The 20,457-nt window shown below is 70.0% G+C and carries 21 protein-coding genes and 1 pseudogene; 5 read left to right on the top strand and 17 right to left on the bottom strand.

Annotation, left to right across the window (positions count from 1 at the left end):
- Nucleotides 1-42 precede the first annotated feature (42 nt).
- Nucleotides 43-1,023: an NAD-dependent epimerase/dehydratase family protein gene (locus A5680_RS00775; RefSeq protein ID WP_067815125.1), complete on the bottom strand. Its 981-nt coding sequence runs from the start codon at nt 1,021-1,023 to the stop codon at nt 43-45.
- Nucleotides 1,024-1,249: 226 nt separating this feature from the next.
- On the opposite strand from A5680_RS00775, the gene A5680_RS00780 reads away from it, so the two are divergent.
- Nucleotides 1,250-2,017 (top strand): GAF and ANTAR domain-containing protein, encoded by a 768-nt coding sequence (locus A5680_RS00780; protein WP_067815128.1) that lies wholly within the window; start codon nt 1,250-1,252, stop codon nt 2,015-2,017.
- Nucleotides 2,018-2,023: 6 nt separating this feature from the next.
- Here A5680_RS00780 and A5680_RS00785 read toward each other — a convergent pair whose 3' ends face one another.
- The 4 genes and pseudogenes from A5680_RS00785 to rplS form a co-directional block, all read right to left on the bottom strand.
- Nucleotides 2,024-2,329: a DUF2469 domain-containing protein gene (locus tag A5680_RS00785; protein ID WP_007171389.1), complete on the bottom strand. Its 306-nt coding sequence runs from the start codon at nt 2,327-2,329 to the stop codon at nt 2,024-2,026.
- A gap of 36 nt (nt 2,330-2,365) precedes the next feature.
- A pseudogene (locus A5680_RS00790) lies at nt 2,366-3,128 on the bottom strand (ribonuclease HII); the annotation flags it as partial.
- A gap of 2 nt (nt 3,129-3,130) precedes the next feature.
- Nucleotides 3,131-4,000 carry a signal peptidase I gene (gene lepB / locus A5680_RS00795; RefSeq protein WP_067815131.1) on the bottom strand — a complete coding sequence of 290 codons (870 nt, stop codon included), beginning with the start codon at nt 3,998-4,000 and terminating at the stop codon, nt 3,131-3,133.
- Between the two features lie 69 nt (nt 4,001-4,069).
- Nucleotides 4,070-4,411, bottom strand: a complete 342-nt coding sequence (gene rplS, locus A5680_RS00800; RefSeq protein ID WP_055403251.1) for a 50S ribosomal protein L19 — start codon at nt 4,409-4,411, stop codon at nt 4,070-4,072.
- A gap of 345 nt (nt 4,412-4,756) precedes the next feature.
- On the opposite strand from rplS, the gene A5680_RS00805 reads away from it, so the two are divergent.
- A complete protein-coding gene (locus A5680_RS00805; protein WP_067815134.1) occupies nt 4,757-5,725 on the top strand; it encodes a hypothetical protein in 969 nt (322 codons plus the stop codon).
- Here A5680_RS00805 and trmD read toward each other — a convergent pair.
- The 6 genes from trmD to A5680_RS00835 all read right to left on the bottom strand — a co-directional run bounded on the left by trmD (nt 5,722) and on the right by A5680_RS00835 (nt 8,639).
- Nucleotides 5,722-6,417 (bottom strand): tRNA (guanosine(37)-N1)-methyltransferase TrmD, encoded by a 696-nt coding sequence (gene trmD, locus A5680_RS00810; protein WP_067815138.1) that lies wholly within the window; start codon nt 6,415-6,417, stop codon nt 5,722-5,724. The genes A5680_RS00805 and trmD overlap by 4 nt on opposite strands.
- The gene (gene rimM / locus A5680_RS00815; protein ID WP_067815142.1) at nt 6,414-6,935 is read right to left on the bottom strand and encodes a ribosome maturation factor RimM; all 522 of its coding nucleotides are present in this window, start codon (nt 6,933-6,935) and stop codon (nt 6,414-6,416) included. Before rimM ends, trmD begins: the two co-directional genes overlap by 4 nt.
- A gap of 16 nt (nt 6,936-6,951) precedes the next feature.
- Entirely contained in the window at nt 6,952-7,194 is a 243-nt protein-coding gene (locus A5680_RS00820) for an RNA-binding protein (protein ID WP_003878715.1), read from the bottom strand.
- Nucleotides 7,195-7,198: 4 nt separating this feature from the next.
- Entirely contained in the window at nt 7,199-7,726 is a 528-nt protein-coding gene (rpsP, locus tag A5680_RS00825) for a 30S ribosomal protein S16 (RefSeq protein WP_055403255.1), read from the bottom strand.
- Between the two features lie 164 nt (nt 7,727-7,890).
- The gene (locus tag A5680_RS00830; protein ID WP_067815145.1) at nt 7,891-8,172 is read right to left on the bottom strand and encodes a hypothetical protein; all 282 of its coding nucleotides are present in this window, start codon (nt 8,170-8,172) and stop codon (nt 7,891-7,893) included.
- A 47-nt stretch (nt 8,173-8,219) separates the two neighbouring features.
- The gene (locus A5680_RS00835) at nt 8,220-8,639 is read right to left on the bottom strand and encodes a nuclear transport factor 2 family protein (RefSeq protein WP_067815148.1); all 420 of its coding nucleotides are present in this window, start codon (nt 8,637-8,639) and stop codon (nt 8,220-8,222) included.
- A gap of 58 nt (nt 8,640-8,697) precedes the next feature.
- Between A5680_RS00835 and A5680_RS00840 the strand changes: the two genes are divergently transcribed.
- Entirely contained in the window at nt 8,698-9,570 is an 873-nt protein-coding gene (locus A5680_RS00840; RefSeq protein WP_055403258.1) for a D-alanyl-D-alanine carboxypeptidase family protein, read from the top strand.
- On the opposite strand, the gene A5680_RS00845 is transcribed toward A5680_RS00840, so the two are convergent.
- From A5680_RS00845 to ffh, 4 genes are read right to left on the bottom strand one after another with little or no spacing between them, the layout of a single operon-like run.
- Nucleotides 9,565-10,167 carry a TetR/AcrR family transcriptional regulator gene (locus A5680_RS00845; protein WP_055403259.1) on the bottom strand — a complete coding sequence of 201 codons (603 nt, stop codon included), beginning with the start codon at nt 10,165-10,167 and terminating at the stop codon, nt 9,565-9,567. The genes A5680_RS00840 and A5680_RS00845 overlap by 6 nt on opposite strands.
- A gap of 1 nt (nt 10,168) precedes the next feature.
- Complete coding sequence (locus A5680_RS00850) at nt 10,169-11,998, bottom strand: amidohydrolase family protein (RefSeq protein WP_067815150.1); 1,830 nt, start codon at nt 11,996-11,998, stop codon at nt 10,169-10,171.
- 53 nt (nt 11,999-12,051) lie between these two features.
- On the bottom strand, nt 12,052-13,143 hold the full coding sequence (locus A5680_RS00855; RefSeq protein ID WP_156674970.1) for an amidohydrolase family protein: 1,092 nt from the start codon (nt 13,141-13,143) through the stop codon (nt 12,052-12,054).
- 12 nt (nt 13,144-13,155) lie between these two features.
- On the bottom strand, nt 13,156-14,721 hold the full coding sequence (ffh, locus tag A5680_RS00860; RefSeq protein ID WP_055403261.1) for a signal recognition particle protein: 1,566 nt from the start codon (nt 14,719-14,721) through the stop codon (nt 13,156-13,158).
- Nucleotides 14,722-14,852: 131 nt separating this feature from the next.
- Here ffh and A5680_RS00865 point away from each other — a divergent pair, with 131 nt between their 5' ends.
- Both A5680_RS00865 and A5680_RS00870 read left to right on the top strand, forming a co-directional pair.
- Entirely contained in the window at nt 14,853-15,650 is a 798-nt protein-coding gene (locus A5680_RS00865) for an alpha/beta hydrolase (protein ID WP_067815156.1), read from the top strand.
- A gap of 101 nt (nt 15,651-15,751) precedes the next feature.
- Nucleotides 15,752-17,482, top strand: a complete 1,731-nt coding sequence (locus A5680_RS00870; RefSeq protein WP_067815159.1) for a DEAD/DEAH box helicase — start codon at nt 15,752-15,754, stop codon at nt 17,480-17,482.
- Between the two features lies 1 nt (nt 17,483).
- Here A5680_RS00870 and A5680_RS00875 read toward each other — a convergent pair whose 3' ends face one another.
- Entirely contained in the window at nt 17,484-19,937 is a 2,454-nt protein-coding gene (locus A5680_RS00875) for a [protein-PII] uridylyltransferase (RefSeq protein ID WP_067815162.1), read from the bottom strand.
- A 45-nt stretch (nt 19,938-19,982) separates the two neighbouring features.
- Entirely contained in the window at nt 19,983-20,321 is a 339-nt protein-coding gene (glnB, locus tag A5680_RS00880) for a nitrogen regulatory protein P-II (RefSeq protein ID WP_055404843.1), read from the bottom strand.
- Nucleotides 20,322-20,457 lie beyond the last annotated feature (136 nt).

Genomic DNA, 20,457 nt, shown 5'->3' on the forward strand with positions numbered 1-20,457 from the left:
GCCGGAGCCTCACGCAGCCAACGTACCGCGGTTGTCGGGCCGTCACACCGCCGACGCCAGCGCGGTCAGGGTCTCGGCCGAGGAGTGCACCGGCCTCCAGCCGAGCTGGGTGCGCGCTTTGGTGGTGTCCATGACCATCGACGTGCGCGCGGTGTGCAGCCACTCCAGCATGGACGGGACGAGCGGGACCCGGGACAGCGCGGCAGAAGCGGCCGCGGCCGCAACCGCCGGGACCCGCACCGGGCGGCCCCCCAAAGCGCGCACCACGTCGGCCACCGTCACGACGCCGTCCCCGGCGATGTTGTAGGCCCCGGGCGGCGCCGGCGCGGTGGCCGTCAGCGCGATCGCGCTCGCGACGTCGTCGTGGTGCACCAGCTGCAACGGGAAACCCGGATCCGGGACGACCGGCTTGAGAATGGGCAGCGCCTTGACCAGGGCGCGCACCGGGCCGGGCAGCTGGTTCCACGGCATCGCGTCGGCCAGCACGGTGGCGTTGGGCCCGGCCACGATGCAGGGCCGCAACACGAACACCTCGAGCGGCGAGTCCCTGGTGATCTCACCGAGCGCCGCCTCACAGGCCGCCTTCTGCGCCGAGTAGTAGTGCTCCGCGGACCCTCGCGCCGGGACGTCCTCGGTCAGGGGGCTGGGGTTGTCGCCGTGGTAGCCGTACGCGGCCACCGACGACGTGTACACCAGGCGCCGCGTCCGCTCACTGGCGACCGTCGCCTCGAACACGTTGCGGGTGCCCTCGAGGTTGATGCGGGCGCTCTCCTCCCGCGATCCCATGATGATGAAGGCCAGATGGATCACCACGTCGGCCTGTGCCACCAGGGCGTCGACGGCCTCACGGTCCAGGATGTCGCCCTGCTGGTAGGTGGTTTTCAGCCAGCCCCGCGACGCCGGGTCGAACGGACGGCGCGCCATCCCGATGATGGCGTCGACGGACGGCTCTCGCTCCAGCGCCGTCACCGCTGAGATGCCGATCTCTCCGGTGGGCCCGGTCACCGCGACGGTAATTCCCATCCCAAGGCTTTTTCCCGCCCGGGTCCCGACGAAACCACGGGTGGGCAACGTCACCGGGCTGCGGGCACGAACTGGTGACGTTTCCCGCGCCCGCGAGCGGATAGCCAAGACGCGTGGAATTCGTCGCAATCGCGCCGAACAGCGTGTGAGGCCCGGGTCGAAAGCCGATAATCTACGGCGATCGAACGAGGGGTCGGCTGGTCACGGCGCAGGAAAGAGGCACAGCATGGGGGATGAATCCACGGTCGCGGGCGGCCCGACGCCCGGCGGAGAGAAGGCCGACCCCGGCACGGTTTTCGCCGCCTTGGCCGAGATCATCTACCAGGGCTCGGACGCCGGTCAGATGTACGCGGCCATCTGCGTCGCGGCCACCCTGGTGGTCCGCGGGTGCGACCACGCCAGCCTGCTGGTGCGCGACGGCGACCGCTACATCACGGTCGGCGCGAGCGACCGACTGGCCCAGCAGATCGACGAGCTGGAGCGACGGTCCGGCGACGGCCCGTGCATCGACGCGATCGAGGAGGAAACCCCGCAGATCGACCCGGACCTGACCACGCCGTCGCTCTGGCCGGGACTGGCGAAGGTCCTGGTGGCGGAAACCCCGGTGCGCGGCGCGATGGGCTTTCGGCTGCTGGTCGACAAACGCAAGGGCGCCGCGCTCAACCTGTTCAGCGACACCCCCAACATGTTCGATGCCGAAGCGGCCGGGCGGGCGGCGGTGCTGGCCGCGTTCGCCAGCGTCGCCATCAACGCGGTCGCCAAGGGCGAGGACGCCACCAGCCTGCGCCGGGGGCTGCTCAGCAACCGCGAGATCGGCAAGGCGGTCGGCATGTTGATGCTGCTCCACGACATGACCGAGGAGCAGGCGTTCGACCTGCTGCGACGGCATTCCCAGGCGCTCAACATCAAGCTGGCCGACGTCGCGCGGGAGGTCATCGACAGACGCGGCGAACTTCCGACGGCGGAGGACACGCAGCCGCCCGAGGGTGGCTAGCGCCGGCTATTCGGGCAGGCGCAGCTCGGGCTTTTCCACCTCTTCGATGTTGACGTCCTTGAACGTCACGACCCGCACCTGCTTGACGAAGCGCGCCGGCCGGTACATGTCCCACACCCAGGCGTCGGACAGGCGCAGCTCGAAGTACACCTCGCCGTCGGCGTTGCGCGGCACCATCTCCACGCTGTTGGCCAGGTAGAACCGCCGCTCGGTTTCCACGACGTAGCTGAACTGACCGACGATGTCCTTGTATTCGCGGTACAGCGAGAGCTCCATCTCGGTTTCGTACTTTTCGAGATCCTCGGCACTCATCTGTTCAGACGTCCTTCTCGGAGAAACACTTCCGGGCGTTCCGCCCGGGGAATCCTGGTCCCATCTTTCCTCACCGACATCCGCCGCGCGCGGGCGGAGGGTCCCCTTTGCATTCGGCCACCACGCGGCTGCCCGATCCCCCTGACCCTATGGCCACGCGCCGGACGTTGATGAACGAATGGCGGTGTTCGGGGCAGGGGCCGAGCTGCGTAAGCGCCGTGCTGTGCGCCGGTGTGCTGTAGCCCTTGTGCTCGGCGAAGCCGTATCCCGGGTGGTCGGCGTCCATGGCGACCATCAGCCGGTCGCGGCTGACCTTCGCCAGCACGCTCGCCGCGGCGATGCAGGCCGCCACCGCGTCGCCGCCGATGACCGGCAGCGACGGCACCGCCAGCCCGGGCACCCGGAACCCGTCGCTGAGCACGTAACCGGGCCGCAGCGGCAGGCCCGCGACGGCGCGGCGCATACCTTCGATGTTGGCGACGTGCACGCCCCGGCGGTCCACCTCGGCCGGCGGTATGAACACCACGTGGTAGGCCAGCGCGTAACGACGGATCAGCGGGAACAGTCTCTCCCGGGCGCTCTCTGTGAGCTTCTTCGAATCATCAAGGGCGGCAAGGCTTTCCAGCCGCCCCGGCCCGAGCACGCAGGCGGCCACCACCAGCGGGCCCGCGCACGCGCCGCGGCCGACTTCGTCCACGCCGGCCACCGGTCCCAGCCCGCTGCGGTACAGCGCCGACTCCAGCGTGCGCAGTCCCGACGACTTGCGGATCACCGTCCGCGGCGGCCACGTCGTGGCCATGGCTACTGATGCTGTTGCGGGTTCACCGACGACACGCCACCCCATCGCCCGGGCGGCCACACGATGAACCTCGCCTTGCCGATCACGTTCGACACCGGCACGGTGCCCGATGTGGGGTCGCCCGTGCACAACACGCCCTTGAGGGCCTCGGCCGGGACGCTGGTGCAGTGGGCACGCGAGTCCGCCGAGTGAGTGCGGTTGTCGCCCATCACCCACAGCCGGCCCTGCGGCACGGTGACCGGGCCGAACTCGCTGCCCAGGCAGGGGTACACCGACGGGTCGGCCATCATCGTGGCCGGATCCAGGTAGGGCTCCTTGAGCGGCTTGCCGTTGACTGTCAGCCCGGTGTCGGCCCGGCACTGCACCGTCTGTCCGCCCACCGCGATGACCCGCTTGACCAAGTCGTTCTCGTCGGGCGGCACAAAGCCGATGAACGACAGGGCGTCCTGCGCCCAGCGCAGCGCGGTGTTGTTGGACCGGATCGACTTGTAGCCGAGGTTCCACGACGGCGGCCCCTTGAAGACGATGACGTCGCCGGGGCCGGGCGCGTGAAAGCGATAGGTGATCTTGTCGACCATGATCCGGTCGCCGACGCAGCCGGAGCACCCGTGCAGCGTGGGCTCCATCGACTCCGACGGGATCAGGTAGGGCCGCGCCACGAACGTCAGCATGACGTAGTAGAGCGCCACGGCGATCACGGCCAGCAGCGCGATTTCGCGCAGTGACGACCGCTTGGCGCGCTCCGGCGCGTCCGGCCGTCCCGGTTCGGGAACCGTTGCCGTCCCGCCCTCGGGCGGGTCCGGGATGCGGGTGGAGACCTTCGGCTCTGACTGGGCGGACGGGGGCTCAGGAGAGTCCGTGGGATCGGTCACGAGATCAGAGTAGCCAGCGCAGATTGTGGCGCGGTAAACCGACCGGGACTGCCGCCCGGCCGTGCCAGCTCAGCGCTTTTCCTTGATCTTGGCCTTCTTGCCGCGCAGCTCTCGGAGGTAGTACAGCTTCGCGCGGCGGACGTCGCCACGGGTCACCACCTCGATGTGATCGATGTTCGGCGAGTGCACCGGGAAGGTGCGCTCGACGCCGACGCCGTAGCTCTCCTTGCGCACGGTGAAGGTCTCGCGGACCCCGCCGCCCTGCCGGCGGATCACCACGCCCTTGAACACCTGGATGCGCTCCTTGGCGCCCTCGATGACCTTGACGTGCACGTTGATGGTGTCGCCCGGGCCAAAAACCGGGATGTCGTCGCGCAGCGACGCTTGGTCGACGAAGTCCAGGCGGTTCATCGTAGAAGACACTTCCTTGCGGTCGCGGCCTGCGGCAACAGCCCCTCGGGGCGGTCGCCAAGCCGATGGTTTGGGGCAACTTGGGCGTATCTCGCAGCAGGGGAAGAAGCGGCCCGGCCGGCCGGCAACCGCTGGAGACAACTGGTCAATTGTGCCAGATAGGGCGGTTGCCATGAAAATCACAGCTTCCGAGGCGGTTCGCAGCGAGCCGAAATCGCTGGTGAATGGTACATATGACTGGGGTCAGAACGCCCTACCGGGCCCTGCGTGACCGGCCGGGCAGGTGGCGCGACGAGCCCAGCGCCTGTGCACTCGGGCGCCCCGGAGCCACGTCGGAGGAGAGGAATGCGCGTTCGGCCGCTGATGCTGTTCACCGCCACTGCGGCGGTGGCGTTGGTGGTGGCCGCCGGGTGCGAGGCAAAGGTGCAGGCCAAGGCCTACAACTTCCCGGTGTACGTCACCGGAGACCGCGGTCTGCGCCAACCCACCCCGCAGGCGGCCCAGCTGATGCTCGAAGCGGTCAAGCCGCCGCAGCCGGAACCGCAACTGGCGATCCCGGGCCCCGTCGGCCTGCAGGCGCGGGTGCAGCAGGCGACCGACGAGGCCGCCGCCGCCGGGGCCGCGCTGTCGGTCGCGATCCTCGACCGCAAAACCCACCAGCTGGTCTCCACGGGCAACGGCCAGGTCATCGGCACCGCGTCGGTGGCCAAGCTGTTCATCGCCGACGACCTGCTGCTGCACGAATCCCAGGGCAAGGCCGCGCTGAGCGCGGACGACCGGCAGGCGTTGGACGTCATGCTGCAGTCATCCGACGACGGTGCGGCCGAACGGTTCTGGGGCCAGGGTGGCGAGAACGCCATCATCACGGCGGTCGCGGGCCGCTACGGGCTCGGATCGACCACCCCGCCCAGCGACGGGCGCTGGTGGAACACCATGAGCTCGATGACCGACCTGATCCGCTACTACGACATGCTGCTCGACGGATCGGGCGGGTTGCCCGCCGACAAGGCGAAGGTCATCGTCGACGACCTGGCACGGTCGACCCCGAACGGGCTCGACGGCTACCCGCAGCGCTTCGGCATCCCGGACGGTCTGTACGCCGAGCCGGTGGCGGTCAAGCAGGGCTGGATGTGCTGCATCGGCAGCGACTGGATGCACCTGTCGACGGGCGTGATCGGCGCCGACCGCCGTTACATCATGGTGGTGCAGTCCCTGCAGCCCTCGGACGACGCCACCGCCCGCGACACCATCACCCGGGCGGTGAAGACGATATTCCCCGAAGGCCGGACCGACCCGCTGCGCCGCGGGCTCTAGTCGCGGGGGTCCAGCAGCTCCGGGCGCCGTTCGCGGGTGCGCCGCAGCGAAACCTCCCGCCGCCACGCGGCGACGCGCGCGTGGTCACCGGACAGCAGCACCTCGGGCACGTCGAGCCCGCGCCAGCTCGGCGGCCGGGTATAGCTGGGCCCCTCGAGCAGCCGGTCCAGGGCCGGCGAGTGCGAATCCTGTTGATGCGACGCCGGATTGCCGAGCACACCCTCGAGCAGGCGCACCACGGCTTCGATCATCACCACCGCCGCCGACTCCCCACCGGGCAGGACGTAGTCACCGATCGAAACCTCTTCGACCCGCATCCGCCGGGCGGCGTCCTCGATGACCCGCTGGTCGATCCCCTCGTAGCGACCGCAGGCGAACACCAGGTGGGCTTCGGCGCTCCACCGCTGGGCATCGGCCTGCGTGAACAATCGGCCCGCAGGCGTCGGGACCACCAAAACCGTTGCATCCGAACAGATCTCGTCCAGCGCCTCGCCCCATACCGGCGCCTTCATCACCATCCCGGGACCACCGCCGTAGGGGGCGTCGTCGACCGAGCGGTGCACGTCGTGCGTCCAGCCGCGCAGGTCGTGCACCCGCAGGTCGACCAGGCCCGAACCAATCGCCTTGCCGGGCAACGATTGCCGCAGCGGATCCAGGAAGGCCGGGAAGATGGTGACGACGTCGATCCTCATGCGAGATCCAGCAGGCCCTCGGGCGGATCGATCTCCACGACCCGGTCGTCGAGCGACACCGACGTGACGATCGTGCCGACGAACGGCACCAACACCTCCCCGCCGTCGCCCCGGCGCACCGCCAGCAGCTCACCGCCGGCGGTGTGCAGCACCTCGGCGACCACCCCGACGTCCCGGCCCGCCACGGTCCGCACGTGCAGCCCTTCGAGCTGGTGGTCGTAGTAGGTGTCCGGCTCGTCGATCGCGGGCAGGTCTGCGGAATCGACGACGAACACCGTGCCGCGCAGCGCGTCGGCGGAGTCGCGGTCTCTCACCCCGGCCAGCCGCACCAGCAACCGCCCGCCGTGTTCGCGCGCGCTCTCGACGACGAAGTCGCGTTCCCCGCCACCGCGAGATGCCTTGCCGCGCAGAGTGTTACCGGGCGCGAATCGGGCGGCGGGATCGTCGGTGCGAATCTCGACGACGACCTCGCCGCCGATCCCGTGCGCCTTCGCGACGCGCCCGACGGTCAACTCCAACGGAGTTCCATCAGCGCTACTGGTCGGTGTCCACCACGTCGACGCGGATGCCGCGGCCACCGATGCCGGCGACCAGCGTGCGCAGCGCGGTCGCGGTGCGTCCGCCACGGCCGATCACCTTGCCCAGGTCGTCGGGATGGACGTGGACCTCGACAGTGCGGCCTCGGCGGCTGGTCACCATGTCCACCCGGACGTCGTCGGGATTGTCGACGATCCCCCGGACCAGGTGCTCCACCGCGTCAACGACGACCGTGCTCACGTCGTCAGCTTTCGGTGCTCGGCGCGGCCTGCTCGCCGCCCTCGGCGGCGGGCTCTGCGGGGGTCTCAGCCGGGGTCTCAGCGGCGGGCTCGGCGGGGGCCTCGGCGGCGGCCTCAGGCTCGGCGGCCTTCGCGGCCTTCTTGGCCGGCGCCTTCTTCTTCGGCTTCGCGGCCTCGGTGGTGGGACCACCCTCGGCCTCGGCCAGCGCGGCGTTGAACAGGTCGAGCTTGCTGGGCTTGGGCGGGGCGACCTTCAACCGGCCCTCGGCGCCGGGCAGGCCCTTGAACTTCTGCCAGTCGCCGGTGATCTTCAGCAGCTTGAGCACGGGCTCGGTGGGCTGAGCGCCCACGGACAGCCAGTACTGGGCGCGCTCGGAGTTGATCTCGATGAGGCTCGGGTCTTCCTTCGGGTGGTAGCGCCCGATGACCTCGATGGAACGACCGTCGCGGCGCGTGCGCGCGTCGGCGACGGCGATGCGGTACTGGGGATTGCGGATCTTGCCAAGCCGGGTGAGCTTGATCTTCACAGCCATGGTTAAGCGAACTCTCCTGTGTGCGTCACGCTGCAATTCAGCGATCGGGGCGGGATGCCCGGATCCGGTTTTGCCTCGAGTGTGATGACCGGGACGCGATCGTGATCGCGCCGCGGACAGCCGCCCATTGTGCCAGACTGCCGTGTCCAAGCAGAAATTTGCGCTCAGTCGTCGATGTGCGTGGGTGGGTTGCTGAATTCGGAACCCCATGGATGCAGGTCAGGACCCATCATGTCGCAGCGAGTGGCGCCGCGGGAACCCGACCCACCATAGGCGGAGTAGAACACCACGCAGCGTTGCCAGGTGCCGTCCGGAGAAACCGGTCCGTCGCACCTACTGACGGACAACCCGCCGTACAGGCAGCCGGCGCCGGCGGGTGGCGCCATGGCGATCAAGCCACCGGCCGTCAAGGCGGCAGCCAGTCCCCCGACGATGCTGCGCCTCATGGTGCCTCCCCATAGCGAAATGGCTGAGCCGGCTTGATCTTGCCGTGTCACATGACCTTCTGGAAGACCTTGGCCTCCACCCGGCGCGTCATCCGCCAGCCCTCGGCCGTGCGCAGGAACTCGTCGTCGTACCAGAGCCCGCAGAACAGCACCTGCCCCTTGTCGCCGCCGAGCACCATCGGGTTGAAGCAGATCACCCGCGACGAGGCCGTGTCGCCGTCGATTCGCACCGAGAAGTTGCCCAGCATGTGCGCGTACACCGGGAAGTTCGGCAGCACCTCCGACAGCCACTTCTTGATCTCCGGATAGTGGCCCTCGATGCCCCCGAGCGCGGTGTAGTCGATGTACGCGTCCGGGGTGAACACCTTGTCGAGGTCGTCGAATCGGCGCTGGTCAATGGCGGTCGAATAGTCCACCAGCAGCTGCTGGATCTCTAGGCGGTCGGAAATCTCGGCCAGGCTCAACATGGGAGGGACAGTACTGAAAATCCGCACCCGGGTGGCCCGGAAGTTAGACTTTCGGCCCATGCGCAAGCTCATGGCCGCCGCCGCGGCCCTGTTCACGGTCGGTGCGGGTGCCACCGCCCCCACGTCGTGGGCCGACGCCATGCAGCCCGTCGGCTCGGTGCCGATCCCGGACGGGCCGGCCCAGACCTGGATCGTGGCCGACCTGGACAGCGGTCAGGTGCTGGCCGGCCGCGACCAGAACGTGGCCCACCCGCCGGCGAGCACCATCAAGGTGCTGCTGGCGCTGGTGACGCTGGACCAGGTCAGCCTGGACTCCACCGTGGTCGCCGACACCGCCGACACCCAGGTGGAGTGCAACTGCGTCGGCGTCAAACCGGGCCACGTCTACACCGCGCGCCAACTGCTCGACGGCCTGCTGCTGGTCTCGGGCAACGACGCCGCCAACACGCTGGCGCACATGCTGGGCGGCCCGGAGGCGACGGTCGCCAAGATGAACGCCAAGGCAGCGTCGCTGGGCGCCACGAGCACCCACGCCTCGACGCCGTCCGGCCTGGACGGGCCCGGCGGGTCGGGCTCCTCGACGGCCCACGACCTGGCCGTCATCTTCCGCGCCGCGATGGCCAATCCGGTGTTCGCGCAGATCACCGCCGAGCCGTCGGCGATGTTCCCCGGCGACCACGGCGATGCACCGATCACCAATCAGGACGAGCTGTTGCAGCGCTACCCCGGCGCGATCGGCGGCAAGACCGGCTTCACCGACGCCGCCCGCAAGACCTTCGTGGGGGCGGCCGCCCGCGGCGGCCGGCGGCTGGTCATCGCCATGATGTACGGCCTGGTGAAGACCGGTGGCCCGAGCTACTGGGACCAGGCGGCGACGCTGTTCGACTGGGGCTTCGCGCTCAACCCGCAGTCCAGCATCGGCTCGCTATAGGCCCGCGCCCGGGGCGGCCGCGGACAGCAGCGTCATCAGCATCGGAATCCGTTGCTCGGCGATCTGCGGCTGCGGCAGCACCCCCTCCACCACCGCCGCGCCGTCGAACACGTTGGTCAGCACCGCCACGAGCACCGGGAACGTGTCCTGGGGGAAATTCTCGGCGCCCGGCAGCGCGCGCGCGGCCTCGTGGATTTTCGTGGAGTACTGCCGCAGCTCGTGCTGCAAGGTGTCCCTGAGCTTTTCGTCGGTGCGCGCCGCGACCAGCAGTTCGTAGAGCACGGCGTTGGTGGGGGCGGCGGTGACGTCGCGCAGGATCGCCAGGGCGGCTTCGAGCGCCGGGCGGTCCGGCGGTATTTCGGCGACCCGCTTGGTGAACGTCTCGAGCTGGCGGCGCAACACCTCGGACGCCGTGGCCGCCATGAAGTCGCCCATGGTCTCGAAGTGCCGGAACAGGGCGCCCACCGACACCCCCGCGCGTTTGGTGATCACGGCCGCCGACGCCCGCGCGTATCCGACCTCGATGATGGTCTCGATGCACGCGTCGAGGAGCCGGCCGACGGTCTCCTCCCGACGCTGCTGCTGGGTTCTGGCCATGTCACACCCCGATTTTCAGGGCGCCCTGGCCCCGGTGCCGCTGGCCCGCGCGCAGGTAGCGGCCCGATTTCACGGTTTGGCCGTAGCCGTCGCGGAATTGGCCCGCCCGGAAGACGACCGCGCCGCCGACACCGGTCGCGACGACGGCGTCGTCGTTGCGGTTGACCATGCGCCGCAGGCCCCCGTAGAAGGGCACCTCTTCCTCGTAGTAGCCCTCGACCGCCTCGTTGAGCCCGCTCGGGTCGATCACCACGAAGTCCGCGCGGTCGCCCTGGCGCAGCGTGCCGGCGTCGACCCCGAACCACTCCCCGAGCTCACCGGTCAGGCGGTGCACCGCCTGCTCGATGGGCATGAACGGCGCGCCGGCCCGGTGGGCGTCGCGGACCCGCTTGAGCAGCTTCACGGGGAAGTTGTAGAAGGCCATGTTGCGCAGGTGCGCGCCGGCGTCCGAGAAGCCCATGTGCACGCTGCCTTCCTTGGCGAGCGCGTCCAGCAATTTGGGCCGATGGTTGGCGACGGTGGTCGTCCACCGGACGTTGCGCTCGCCGTTCTCGACGAGCACGTCGAGGAAGGCGTCGAGCGGGTGCAGCTTGCGCTCATCGGCGATGGCGCCAAAGCTCTTGCCGATCAACGATTTATCGGGGCATTCGACGATCACCGCGTCATGGAAGTCGCGGTGCCACAACGACGGGCCGAGCTTGACGCGGTCGAACTCGCGCCGGAACTGGCGGCGGTATTCCTCGTCGGCCAGTAACTCGTTGCGCTCCAACTGATCCCGCAGGTGCAGGGCCGCCGTCCCGGCGCCGAACTCCTCGAAGACCGGCAGGTCGATTCCGTCGGAGTACAGCTCGAACGGCACCGGCAGATGCTGGAACCGCACGCTCGAGCCCAGCAGTTTGTTCAGCAGCCGGGTCCCCGGACCGAAGACGTACACCGACAGCGGCATCGACTTGGCGTCGGCCGAAACCAGCATGCTCATGCGAACGCCCTTGCCCCGGTTGAGGATTCGGCTGCTCGCCAGAAAGAACAGGATCCCGGTCGACGGCTTGGCCACGTTGGGCGCGCTCTGCAGAATGCGGCCGCGCTTGCGCAGCACCTTGATCAGCCTGCGCCGTTCGCGCCAGGTCGCGAAGGTGGACGGCAGCGCCCGCGACCGAAAGCGCTCGCCGTCGAGCTTGTCGATGGGCGCGTCCATCCCCGACATGCCGAGCACGCCGGCGTCGAGCGCCTCCTCGAGCAGCGCCGCCATCTTCTCCACCTCGGCGTCGGTGGGCTTGACGGCGGCGTCGGTGGCCCGATCGAGCCCCAGCACCGCGGTCCGCAGGTCCGAATGGCCCAGCAGCGAGCCGATGTTCGGCCCGAGCGGCAGGGCGTCGATCGCCTTGATGTAGTCCGCCGCGGTGGACCACGTCTTGTTCTGCAGTGCGCCGTAGACGAATTCGCGCGGCACGGCTTCGACACGGCTGAACAGGTCGGCGGCGTCCTCGGAACTGGCGTAGACGGTCGACAGCGAGCAGTTCCCCAGCAACACGGTGGTGACCCCGTGGCGCACGGACTCCCGCAGGCCCGGGTCCAGCAACACCTCGGCGTCGTAATGCGTGTGCACGTCGATGAAGCCGGGAACCACCCACTTGCCGGCCGCGTCGATCACCTCGGGGCAACCCGCCTCGTCCAGCGGCGCGTCCGACACCGTGGCCACGACGCCGTCGCGGATACCCAGCGTGCGGGTGAGCGGCGCGGCGCCGGTCCCGTCGAACCACAGCCCGTCACGAATGATCACGTCGTAAGCCACTTTTTCCTCCAGGTCGTCGTGGTGGAACGACCGTAACATAGATAGCAAGCACTCGCAATCTTTTCGACCAAGGGCGTGTCGCCCTCCCCCGTCTACGCCTGCGGGCGGAACACCTGGCCGCGCAATATCACCAGGTCAGGGCGGCGCAGCACGGCCGGGCCGGACCGCGGGTCGTCGGCGAAGCACAGCAGGTCGGCCGACGCGCCATGGTCCAACACCGGCCGCCGCAGCCAGCGGCGGGCGTCCCAGCACGCCGCGCCCAGCGCCTCGGTCGGGCCCATCCCGATGCGCTTGAGCGCCTCGACCTCGTCGGCGATGCGTCCGGGCGCGACCATGGTGCCGGCGTCGCTGCCGGCGTAGATCGGCACGCCCGCCTCGCGGGCCGCGGCGATCCGGTCCAGGCCGCGGGCGTGCAGGTCGCGCATGTGGGCGGCGTAGACCGGGTACTTCGCGGCGGCCGCTTCGGCGATGCCGGGGAAGTTCTCCACGATGTTGACGAGCGTGGGGACCAGGACGGTGCCGTGCTCGAGCATCAGCGCGATGGCCTCGTCGGTGAGGCCGGTGCCGTGCTCGATGCAGTCGATGCCGGCCTTGATCAGGCCGGGCAGCGCGTCCTCGCTGAAAACGTGCGCGGTCACCCGGGCGCCATGGGCGTGCGCGGTCTCGATCGCGGCCTTGAGCACGTCGTCGGACCACAGCGGGGCGAGATCGCCGACGCTGCGGTCGATCCAGTCCCCGACCAGCTTGATCCAGCCGTCCCCGCGCTCGGCCTCCTCGGCGACCGCCTGCGGCAGCTGCCATTCGTCTTCCAATTCGCGCGAGAAGCCCGCCGCATAGCGCTTGGGCCGGGCCAGGTGCTTGCCGGCGCGGATGATGCGCGGCAGATCGTCGTGCTCGTCGAGGCTGCGGGTGTCGGTGGGTGAGCCGCAGTCCCGCAACAGCAGCGCACCGACGTCGCGTTCGATTTCGGCCTGGGCGATCGCGTCGTCGATCGGGATCTCGCCGTGCTCGCCGAGGCCGACGTGGCAGTGGGCGTCGACCAGGCCGGGCACGATCCAGCCTTGAAACCCAGACGAGCCAAAGACGGTGTCGGCCCCCGCGACGGGCTCGGTGCTGATGCGGCCGTCGACAATCCACAGCTCGGTTGGGGTCTCGTCGGGCAGCCCCACACCTCGCACGTGCATACGCACGGCGGGTTAGTTTCGTCCCGGATTGCCTGGAAACTTGAGCTTGGACAAATCGAAATCCGCCAGGCCGGGCGGCAGCTCGTCGAGACCCTTGGGCATCTGCGACAGGTCGGGGAAGCCGGCCGGCATGTTCGGCATGCCGGCGCCGAGCGGGTTGCGGTTCTTGGGCGGCGTCGGGCCGCGCCCGCCCTTCTTGCCCTTCTTGCCCTTGCCGCCCTTGGCCTTTCGGGTCGCCGACTTGCGGCCCATGCCGGGAATGCCCATGCCGCCGAGCATCGACGACATCATCTTGCGGGCCTCGAAGAAGCGGTCGACCAGCTGGTTGACGTCGGACACCGAGACGCCCGACCCGTTGGCGATGCGCAGCCGCCGCGAGGCGTTGATGATCTTCGGGTCGGCCCGCTCCTGCGGCGTCATGCCGCGGATGATGGCCTGCAGCCGGTCGAGTTGCTTGTCGTCGACCTGGGCCAGCGCGTCTTTCATCTGGCCGGCGCCGGGCAGCATGCCCAGCAGGTTGCCGATCGGGCCCATCTTGCGGATGGCCAGCATCTGCTCCAGGAAGTCCTCCAGCGTCAGCTCGCCGGTGCCGATCTTGGCGGCGGCGGCCTCGGCCTGCTCGGCGTCGAAGACCTGCTCGGCCTGCTCGATCAGGCTGAGCACGTCGCCCATGCCCAAGATGCGGCTGGCCATCCGGTCGGGGTGGAAGACGTCGAAGTCCTCCAGCTTCTCGCCGGTGGAGGCGAAAAGGATTGGCACGCCGGTCACCTCGCGGACCGACAACGCGGCGCCACCGCGGGCGTCACCGTCGAGCTTGGTCAGCACGACGCCGGTGAAGCCGACGCCCTCGCGGAAGGCCTCGGCGGTGGTCACGGCGTCCTGACCGATCATCGCGTCGAGGACGAAGATCACTTCGTCGGGGTTGACGGCGTCGCGGATGGCGGCGGCCTGGCTCATCAGCTCCTCGTCGATGCCCAGCCGGCCGGCGGTGTCGACGATGACGACGTCGTGGTGCTTGGCGCGCGCCTCGGCCAGGCCCGCCGCCGCCACGGCGACCGGGTCGCCGGGACCGGATTCGGGGGACTCACCGGGATGCGGCGCGAACACCGGGACGCCGGCGCGCTCGCCGACGACCTGCAGCTGGTTCACCGCGGCGGGCCGCTGCAGGTCGCACGCGACCAGCAGCGGGGTGTGGCCCTGCCCCCGTAGCCAGGCGGCCAGCTTGCCGGCCAGCGAGGTCTTACCGGAACCCTGCAGGCCGGCGAGCATCACGACGGTCGGCGGTGTCTTGGCGAAGGCCAGCTGGCGGGTCTCGCCGCCCAGGATGCCGATCAGCTCTTCGTTGACGATCTTGACGACCTGTTGCGCCGGGTTGAGGGCCCCGGAGACCTCCGCGCCCCTGGCGCGGTCCTTGATCCGGGTGACGAACGCGCGCACCACGGGCAGCGACACGTCGGCTTCCAGCAGCGCCAGCCGGATCTCGCGAGTGGTGGCCTCGATGTCGGCGTCGGTCAGTCGACCCTTGCCACGTAGTCCCTGAAGGGCACCGGTCAACCGGTCGGACAGCGATTCAAACACCCCGCCAGCCTAGTGGCACGGTGAGCGCGGCGGCCCGTCGACCGCGACACTGAAACCACGCACACGACACGCCGCAGAACGTGTGCGTGGTTTCAGTCTCGAGGAAGCGGCGCGCGGGCTTGAATGGCCTCATGCTCGAGGTGATCGACAAGGGAGCCTGCAGCCCGGACCATCCGGTGCCGCTGCTGTTCGTGCACGGCGGGTGGCACGCCGCGTGGTGCTGGGACGACGGTTTCCTGGACTACTTCGCCGACGCCGGCTATCGCGCGGTCGCGATGAGCTTGCGCGGGCACGGCGCCAGCCCGACGGACACGCCGCTGCACAAGGTTTCGATCGAGGACTACCTCGACGACGTCCGCACGGTCGCCGACGACCTGGGCGGCTCCCCGGTGCTCATCGGCCATTCCCTCGGCGGCTACACGATCCAGCGCTACCTCGAGGACCGCACCGCCCCGGCCGCCGTGCTGGTGGGCTCGCTGCCGCCGTCGGGTGTGCTCGGGGCCTCGCTGCGCGTCTGGCGGCGCCGTCCGTGGATGACCGTGCACTCGTTCAACGACCCCACCTTGGTCAGATTCCTGCGCACGCAGAAGCTGGCGCGCGGGTATTTGTTCTGCGCGGACACGCCCGAGCACATCGTCGAATCCTGTTGGCAGCGCGCCGGCCCGGAGAGCATCCGCGCGGCGATGACCGACCCGATGTTCCGCCGGGTCAAGACGCAGCGGGTGACGACGCCGATGCTGGTGCTCGGCGCCACCCACGACGGCTTCGTCAGCGTCGGCGCGGTGCGCGCCACGGCGCGCGCGTACGCGACCGAGGCGGAATTCTTCGACATGGGGCACAACATGATGCTCGAGCCGGGCTGGGCCGACGTCGCCCGACGCATCGACGCGTGGCTGGTGGCGCGCGACCTGGCGAGCCGGGTGGGATAACCCGCTCGAGTCGTTGCTGCGCCGAAAAGCGTTGGCGTGCTAGATTTCACAGCCACCGCTCAATCACGCCGGCCTCGTCGAAAACTGCACCATGGGGGGAAATGTCCGTGCAACCGGTCGCTCGCACGGATGCCGGCGTCGACGACAGCGGCCGGGCGCTGCGCGGGTGGCAGCGCCGGGCGTTGGTGAAATACCTGGCCGCCCGGCCGCGCGATTTCCTGGCCGTCGCGACCCCGGGGTCCGGCAAGACGACGTTCGCGCTGCGGGTGGCCGCCGAGCTGCTGAGCCAGCGCGCCGTCGAGCAGATCACGGTCGTGGTGCCCACCGAGCACCTGAAGGTGCAGTGGGCGCAGGCCGCGGCGCGGCACGGCATCGCCCTGGACCCGAAGTTCTCCAACTCCAACGCCCACACGTCGGGCGAGTACCACGGCGTCATGGTCACCTACGCTCAGGTCGCCGCGCACCCGACGCTGCACCGGGTGCGCACCGAACAGCGCAGGACGCTGGTCGTCTTCGACGAGATCCATCACGGCGGGGACGCCAAGACCTGGGGTGACGCGATCCGCGAGGCCTTCGGCGACGCCACGCGCCGGCTCGCCCTGACGGGCACGCCGTTTCGCAGCGACGACAGCCCGATCCCGTTCGTCGCCTACGAATCGGGCGCCGACGGGGTCCGGCGGTCGCGGGCCGACCACACCTACGGCTACGCCGAGGCCCTCGCCGACGGGGTGGTCCGGCCGGTGGTGTTCCTGGCCTACTCCGGGGAGGCGCGCTGGCGCGACAGCGCCGGCGAGGAGCACGCCGCGCGGCTCGGCGAGCCGCTGACCGCCGAGCACACGGCGCGGGCCTGGCGGACGGCGCTCGACCCGGCCGGGGAATGGATGCCGGCGGTGATCGCGGCCGCCGACCAGCGGCTGCGCCAGAAGCGCGCGCACGTGCCCGACGCGGGCGGCATGATCATCGCCTCCGACCGCACCGCCGCCCGCGCCTACGCCGCCCTGCTGACCAGGCTGACCTCGGAGGCGCCGACGGTGGTGCTGTCCGACGATCCCGGATCGTCGGCTCGCATCAGCGAATTCGCCGCCGGCAGCAGCCGCTGGCTGGTGGCCGTGCGGATGGTCTCCGAGGGCGTCGACGTGCCCCGGCTCTCGGTCGGCATCTACGCCACCAGCGCCTCGACTCCCCTGTTCTTCGCGCAGGCCATCGGCCGGTTCGTGCGCTCGCGCCGGCCCGGCGAGACCGCGAGCATCTTCCTGCCGTCGGTGCCCAACCTGCTGCAGCTGGCCAGCGAGCTGGAGGCGCAACGCAACCACGTGCTCGGGGAGCCGCACCGCCCGGACGACGATCCCCTCGACGGCGATCCCGCCACCAGGACGCAGACGGAGAAAACCGAAGCCGACAACGGCTTCACCTCGTTGGGCGCCGACGCCGAGCTGGATCAGGTCATCTTCGACGGCTCGTCCTTCGGCACCGCGGCCCCGGCCGGCAGCGACGAGGAGGCCGACTACCTCGGTATCCCGGGCCTGCTGGACGCCGAGCAGATGCGGGCGCTGCTGCACCGCCGCCAGGACGAACAGCTCCAGCGACGGGCCGCGCAGGGGGTGCCGGCCGCGGTCTCCGCGCCGCCGTCGATGCACGGCCAGCTGCGCGAGCTGCGCCGCGAGCTCAACACGCTGGTGTCGGCCACGCACCACCGCATCGGAAAGCCGCACGGCTGGATCCACAGCGAGCTTCGCCGCCGTTGCGGGGGCCCGCCGATCGCCGCCGCGAGCCGCGAGCAGATCCAGGCCCGCATCGAGGCCCTGCGGCGGCTCAACGCCGAGCACTCCTGAACTAGTCGCCGACCGGCTCCTGCAGCACCTCGACCGCGGGGCCGCCCAGCACGCCCAGCAGGTTCTGCTCGATCGCCGCCCGCGCCTCCTGTTCGGCGTTCGCATCCACCGTCACGCAGAAGACGTCGGCCGCCGTCGACCCGAAGGTGTTCACCTTGGCCCAGGCGATATCGGCGCCGGCGCGTTCCAGCGCGCTGGTCAGCAACGCGAGCAGCCCCATGCGGTCCATGGCGCGCACCTCGAACAGCAACTGGCCGGCCGTCGCGGTGTCGAGCCAGAGGATGCGCGGCGGGGCGGTCGACCGGGTGACGGGGACACCGGCCTGAATCTCGCCGGCCCGCGTGGTGGCGGCGCTGACGGCGTCGCTGTCGCGCCTCTCCAGCGTCCCGAGGACATCGAGGTCGCCGGCCAGCGCGCCGTTGAATTGCTGGCGCAGCAAGCCCGATTCGGGCGGCGAGCCGAACACCGGCGACACGACGAACTCGACGATCGCCACGCCCTCGTGAATGTTGGCCAGCGCCGAGTGAATTCGCAACGAGTTCAGCGCCAGCACCGCGGCGGCCTTGGACACCAGCCCACGCTGGTCCGGCGCGAGCATCACCGCGGTCAAGCGCTCGCGGTCACCGGGTGTGATCTCCACATGCACGCCGCGCCCGGCCGCCAGCGAAAGATGATGCGGTGCAACCGGTTCGGCTTCCGGCAGCGGTTCGCCAGCCATCACCAACCGGCAACGACGGACCAGATCCTCGATCAGCGACGCCTTCCAGTCGCTCCACACCCCGGGCCCGGTGGCCTTCGAATCCGCCTCGGCCAGCGCGTGCAGCAGCTCGAGCAGCTGCGGGTCCCCGTTCAGGGCAGCGGCCACCGACTCGATGGTCTTGGGGTCGTTGAGGTCGCTTCGGGTGGCGGTGATCGGCAGCAGTAGATGGTGGCGGACCATGCCTGCGAGCGTCTCGGTGTCCTGGGCCGACAAGCCGAGCCGCTCGCCGATCGGGATCGCCAGATCCGCGCCGAGCACGCAGTGATCGGTGCCGCGGCCCTTGCCGATGTCGTGCAGCAGGGCGCCCAGCGCAAGCAGGTCGGATCGCGCCACGCGGGTGGTGAGCGGGGCGGCGTTGACGGCGGTTTCGACGATGTGGCGGTCGACGGTCCACTTGTGCGAGACGTCACGCGGGGGCAGGTCGCGCACCGCGTCCCATTCGGGGAAGAGGCGGCCCCACAACCCGGTTCGGTCCAGCGACTCGATCGTGTTCACCGTCGTCGGTCCCGCCAGGAGCACGACCAGTAGGTCGTCCAGCGCCTCCCGCGGCCACGGCGACGGCAAATCGCCGGCGCTGTCGGCCAGCCGTTTGAGCGTGCCGGCGCCGATGGGCAGGCCGGTGTCCGCCGACGCGGCCGCGACGCGCAGCACCAGCCCGGGGTCGGTCTGGTGCTGCGCGTCGCGGGCGAGCACCACCTCGCCGTCGTACTCGACCACGCCCTCGTCCAGCGGTCGCCGCCGCGGGCGCCGCACCAAAGCGGTGAAGCCGCGTCGCGGCAGCGCGTTCTGCGCGGTCCGCAGCCCGGTCTCGGCGTGGTAGGCGATGGTGCGGCTGGCGCTGGACAGCATGCGCGACAACGCAAATCGGTCCCCGATGCCCAGCGCGGCGCTCACCTCGTCGGCGAATTGCGCCAGCAGTTGGTCGCGGCCGCGGCCCGATACCCGGTGCAATTCGGTGCGGACGTCGAGCAGCGCCAGGTATGCGGCGTCCAGCGAGCCCCCCGGCGCGTCCGGGTGGCCCATGCCGTGGCGGTCGATGAGCTGCGCGATGCCGAGCGCGTCGAGCAGTTGGACGTCGCGCAGCCCGCCGCGGCCGGACTTCAGGTCCGGCTCGGCCCGCTGCGCGATCCGCCAACACCGTTGCCAGCGTTCGTAAGTCATCGCGACGAGCTCGTCCATCCTGGACCGGATCGCGCTGCGCCACTGGCGCCGCGCCCCGTCGATCAGCTCCGCCGACAGCTGCGCGTCGCCGGCGATGTGGCGCGCGTCCAGCATGCCCAGCGCGGCCACCAGGTCGCTGTTGGCGACGCCCAGGGCGCCCGGCACCGTGCGCACGCTGTGGTCGAGCCGAACGTTGGCGTCCCACAGCGGATACCACAGCCCGTCGGCGACCTGGCGCAGCACATCATCAGACTTGTTGTCGTGCAACAACATCAGGTCGAGATCGGAATACGGCAGCAGCTCGCGGCGGCCCAAGCCGCCGACCCCGACGACCGCGAAGCCGCTGCCGTCGGTGATGCCGATCTCGCCGGCCTTGGCGACCAACCAGGATTCGTGGAGCTCCAGCCAGGCCTTCCGCAGTTCCGCCGCACCCAGCTCACGCCCCTCGGACAGCAGTAGGCGCCGGGAGGCAGCCAAATCGCTTGCCCCGCCGGCGCTTCCTGTTCCTGCTCCCGATGACTGTGGGTTTGTCATACCTTCCCGGCCCGTCCGGCCCGGTTCAGCGACGTCCCGCCACGGTCAGAGGGCATCGGTCCCGCGTTCACCCGTGCGCACCCGCACGATGGTTTCCACGGGGCTGACCCAGACCTTGCCGTCACCGATCTTGCCGGTGCGCGCCGCCCGGACGATGCTGTCCACGACCTTGTCCACGATGGAATCGTCGACCACCACCTCGATGCGCACCTTCGGCACGAAATCCACCGAGTATTCGGCACCCCGGTAAACCTCGGTGTGGCCCTTCTGACGTCCATATCCCTGGACTTCGCTGACCGTCATCCCCAGGATGCCCGCGTCCTCGAGGCTGGTCTTCACGTCATCGAGGGTGAACGGCTTCACGATTGCGGTGACTAGCTTCATGCCTGCTCTGCCTCCACTTTGTCGCCCACTCGATCCTCCTCCAGACCGTTGCGGTCATCCACCGGAATCCGCGCGGCCGGGAGAACGGACCCTTGCCCACCGATCGTTCCGAAATCGTAACCGCTCTCCGCGTGCT

Source organism: Mycobacterium sp. E2989 (assembly GCF_001667595.1).
In the GTDB taxonomy this organism is placed as follows: Bacteria; Actinomycetota; Actinomycetes; order Mycobacteriales; family Mycobacteriaceae; genus Mycobacterium.

Excerpts from the sequence above, each read along its gene's own strand:
- A5680_RS00775 (WP_067815125.1), bottom strand. The coding sequence starts at position 1,023 with ATGGGAATTACCGTCGCGGTGACCGGGCCCACCGGAGAGATCGGCATC.
- A5680_RS00780 (WP_067815128.1), top strand. The coding sequence starts at position 1,250 with ATGGGGGATGAATCCACGGTCGCGGGCGGCCCGACGCCCGGCGGAGAG.
- A5680_RS00785 (WP_007171389.1), bottom strand. The coding sequence starts at position 2,329 with ATGAGTGCCGAGGATCTCGAAAAGTACGAAACCGAGATGGAGCTCTCG.
- rplS (WP_055403251.1), bottom strand. The coding sequence starts at position 4,411 with ATGAACCGCCTGGACTTCGTCGACCAAGCGTCGCTGCGCGACGACATC.
- A5680_RS00805 (WP_067815134.1), top strand. The coding sequence starts at position 4,757 with ATGCGCGTTCGGCCGCTGATGCTGTTCACCGCCACTGCGGCGGTGGCG.
- trmD (WP_067815138.1), bottom strand. The coding sequence starts at position 6,417 with ATGAGGATCGACGTCGTCACCATCTTCCCGGCCTTCCTGGATCCGCTG.
- rpsP (WP_055403255.1), bottom strand. The coding sequence starts at position 7,726 with ATGGCTGTGAAGATCAAGCTCACCCGGCTTGGCAAGATCCGCAATCCC.
- A5680_RS00830 (WP_067815145.1), bottom strand. The coding sequence starts at position 8,172 with ATGAGGCGCAGCATCGTCGGGGGACTGGCTGCCGCCTTGACGGCCGGT.
- A5680_RS00835 (WP_067815148.1), bottom strand. The coding sequence starts at position 8,639 with ATGTTGAGCCTGGCCGAGATTTCCGACCGCCTAGAGATCCAGCAGCTG.
- A5680_RS00840 (WP_055403258.1), top strand. The coding sequence starts at position 8,698 with ATGCGCAAGCTCATGGCCGCCGCCGCGGCCCTGTTCACGGTCGGTGCG.
- A5680_RS00845 (WP_055403259.1), bottom strand. The coding sequence starts at position 10,167 with ATGGCCAGAACCCAGCAGCAGCGTCGGGAGGAGACCGTCGGCCGGCTC.
- A5680_RS00850 (WP_067815150.1), bottom strand. The coding sequence starts at position 11,998 with ATGTTACGGTCGTTCCACCACGACGACCTGGAGGAAAAAGTGGCTTAC.
- A5680_RS00855 (WP_156674970.1), bottom strand. The coding sequence starts at position 13,143 with ATGCACGTGCGAGGTGTGGGGCTGCCCGACGAGACCCCAACCGAGCTG.
- A5680_RS00865 (WP_067815156.1), top strand. The coding sequence starts at position 14,853 with ATGCTCGAGGTGATCGACAAGGGAGCCTGCAGCCCGGACCATCCGGTG.
- A5680_RS00870 (WP_067815159.1), top strand. The coding sequence starts at position 15,752 with ATGTCCGTGCAACCGGTCGCTCGCACGGATGCCGGCGTCGACGACAGC.
- A5680_RS00875 (WP_067815162.1), bottom strand. The coding sequence starts at position 19,937 with ATGACAAACCCACAGTCATCGGGAGCAGGAACAGGAAGCGCCGGCGGG.
- glnB (WP_055404843.1), bottom strand. The coding sequence starts at position 20,321 with ATGAAGCTAGTCACCGCAATCGTGAAGCCGTTCACCCTCGATGACGTG.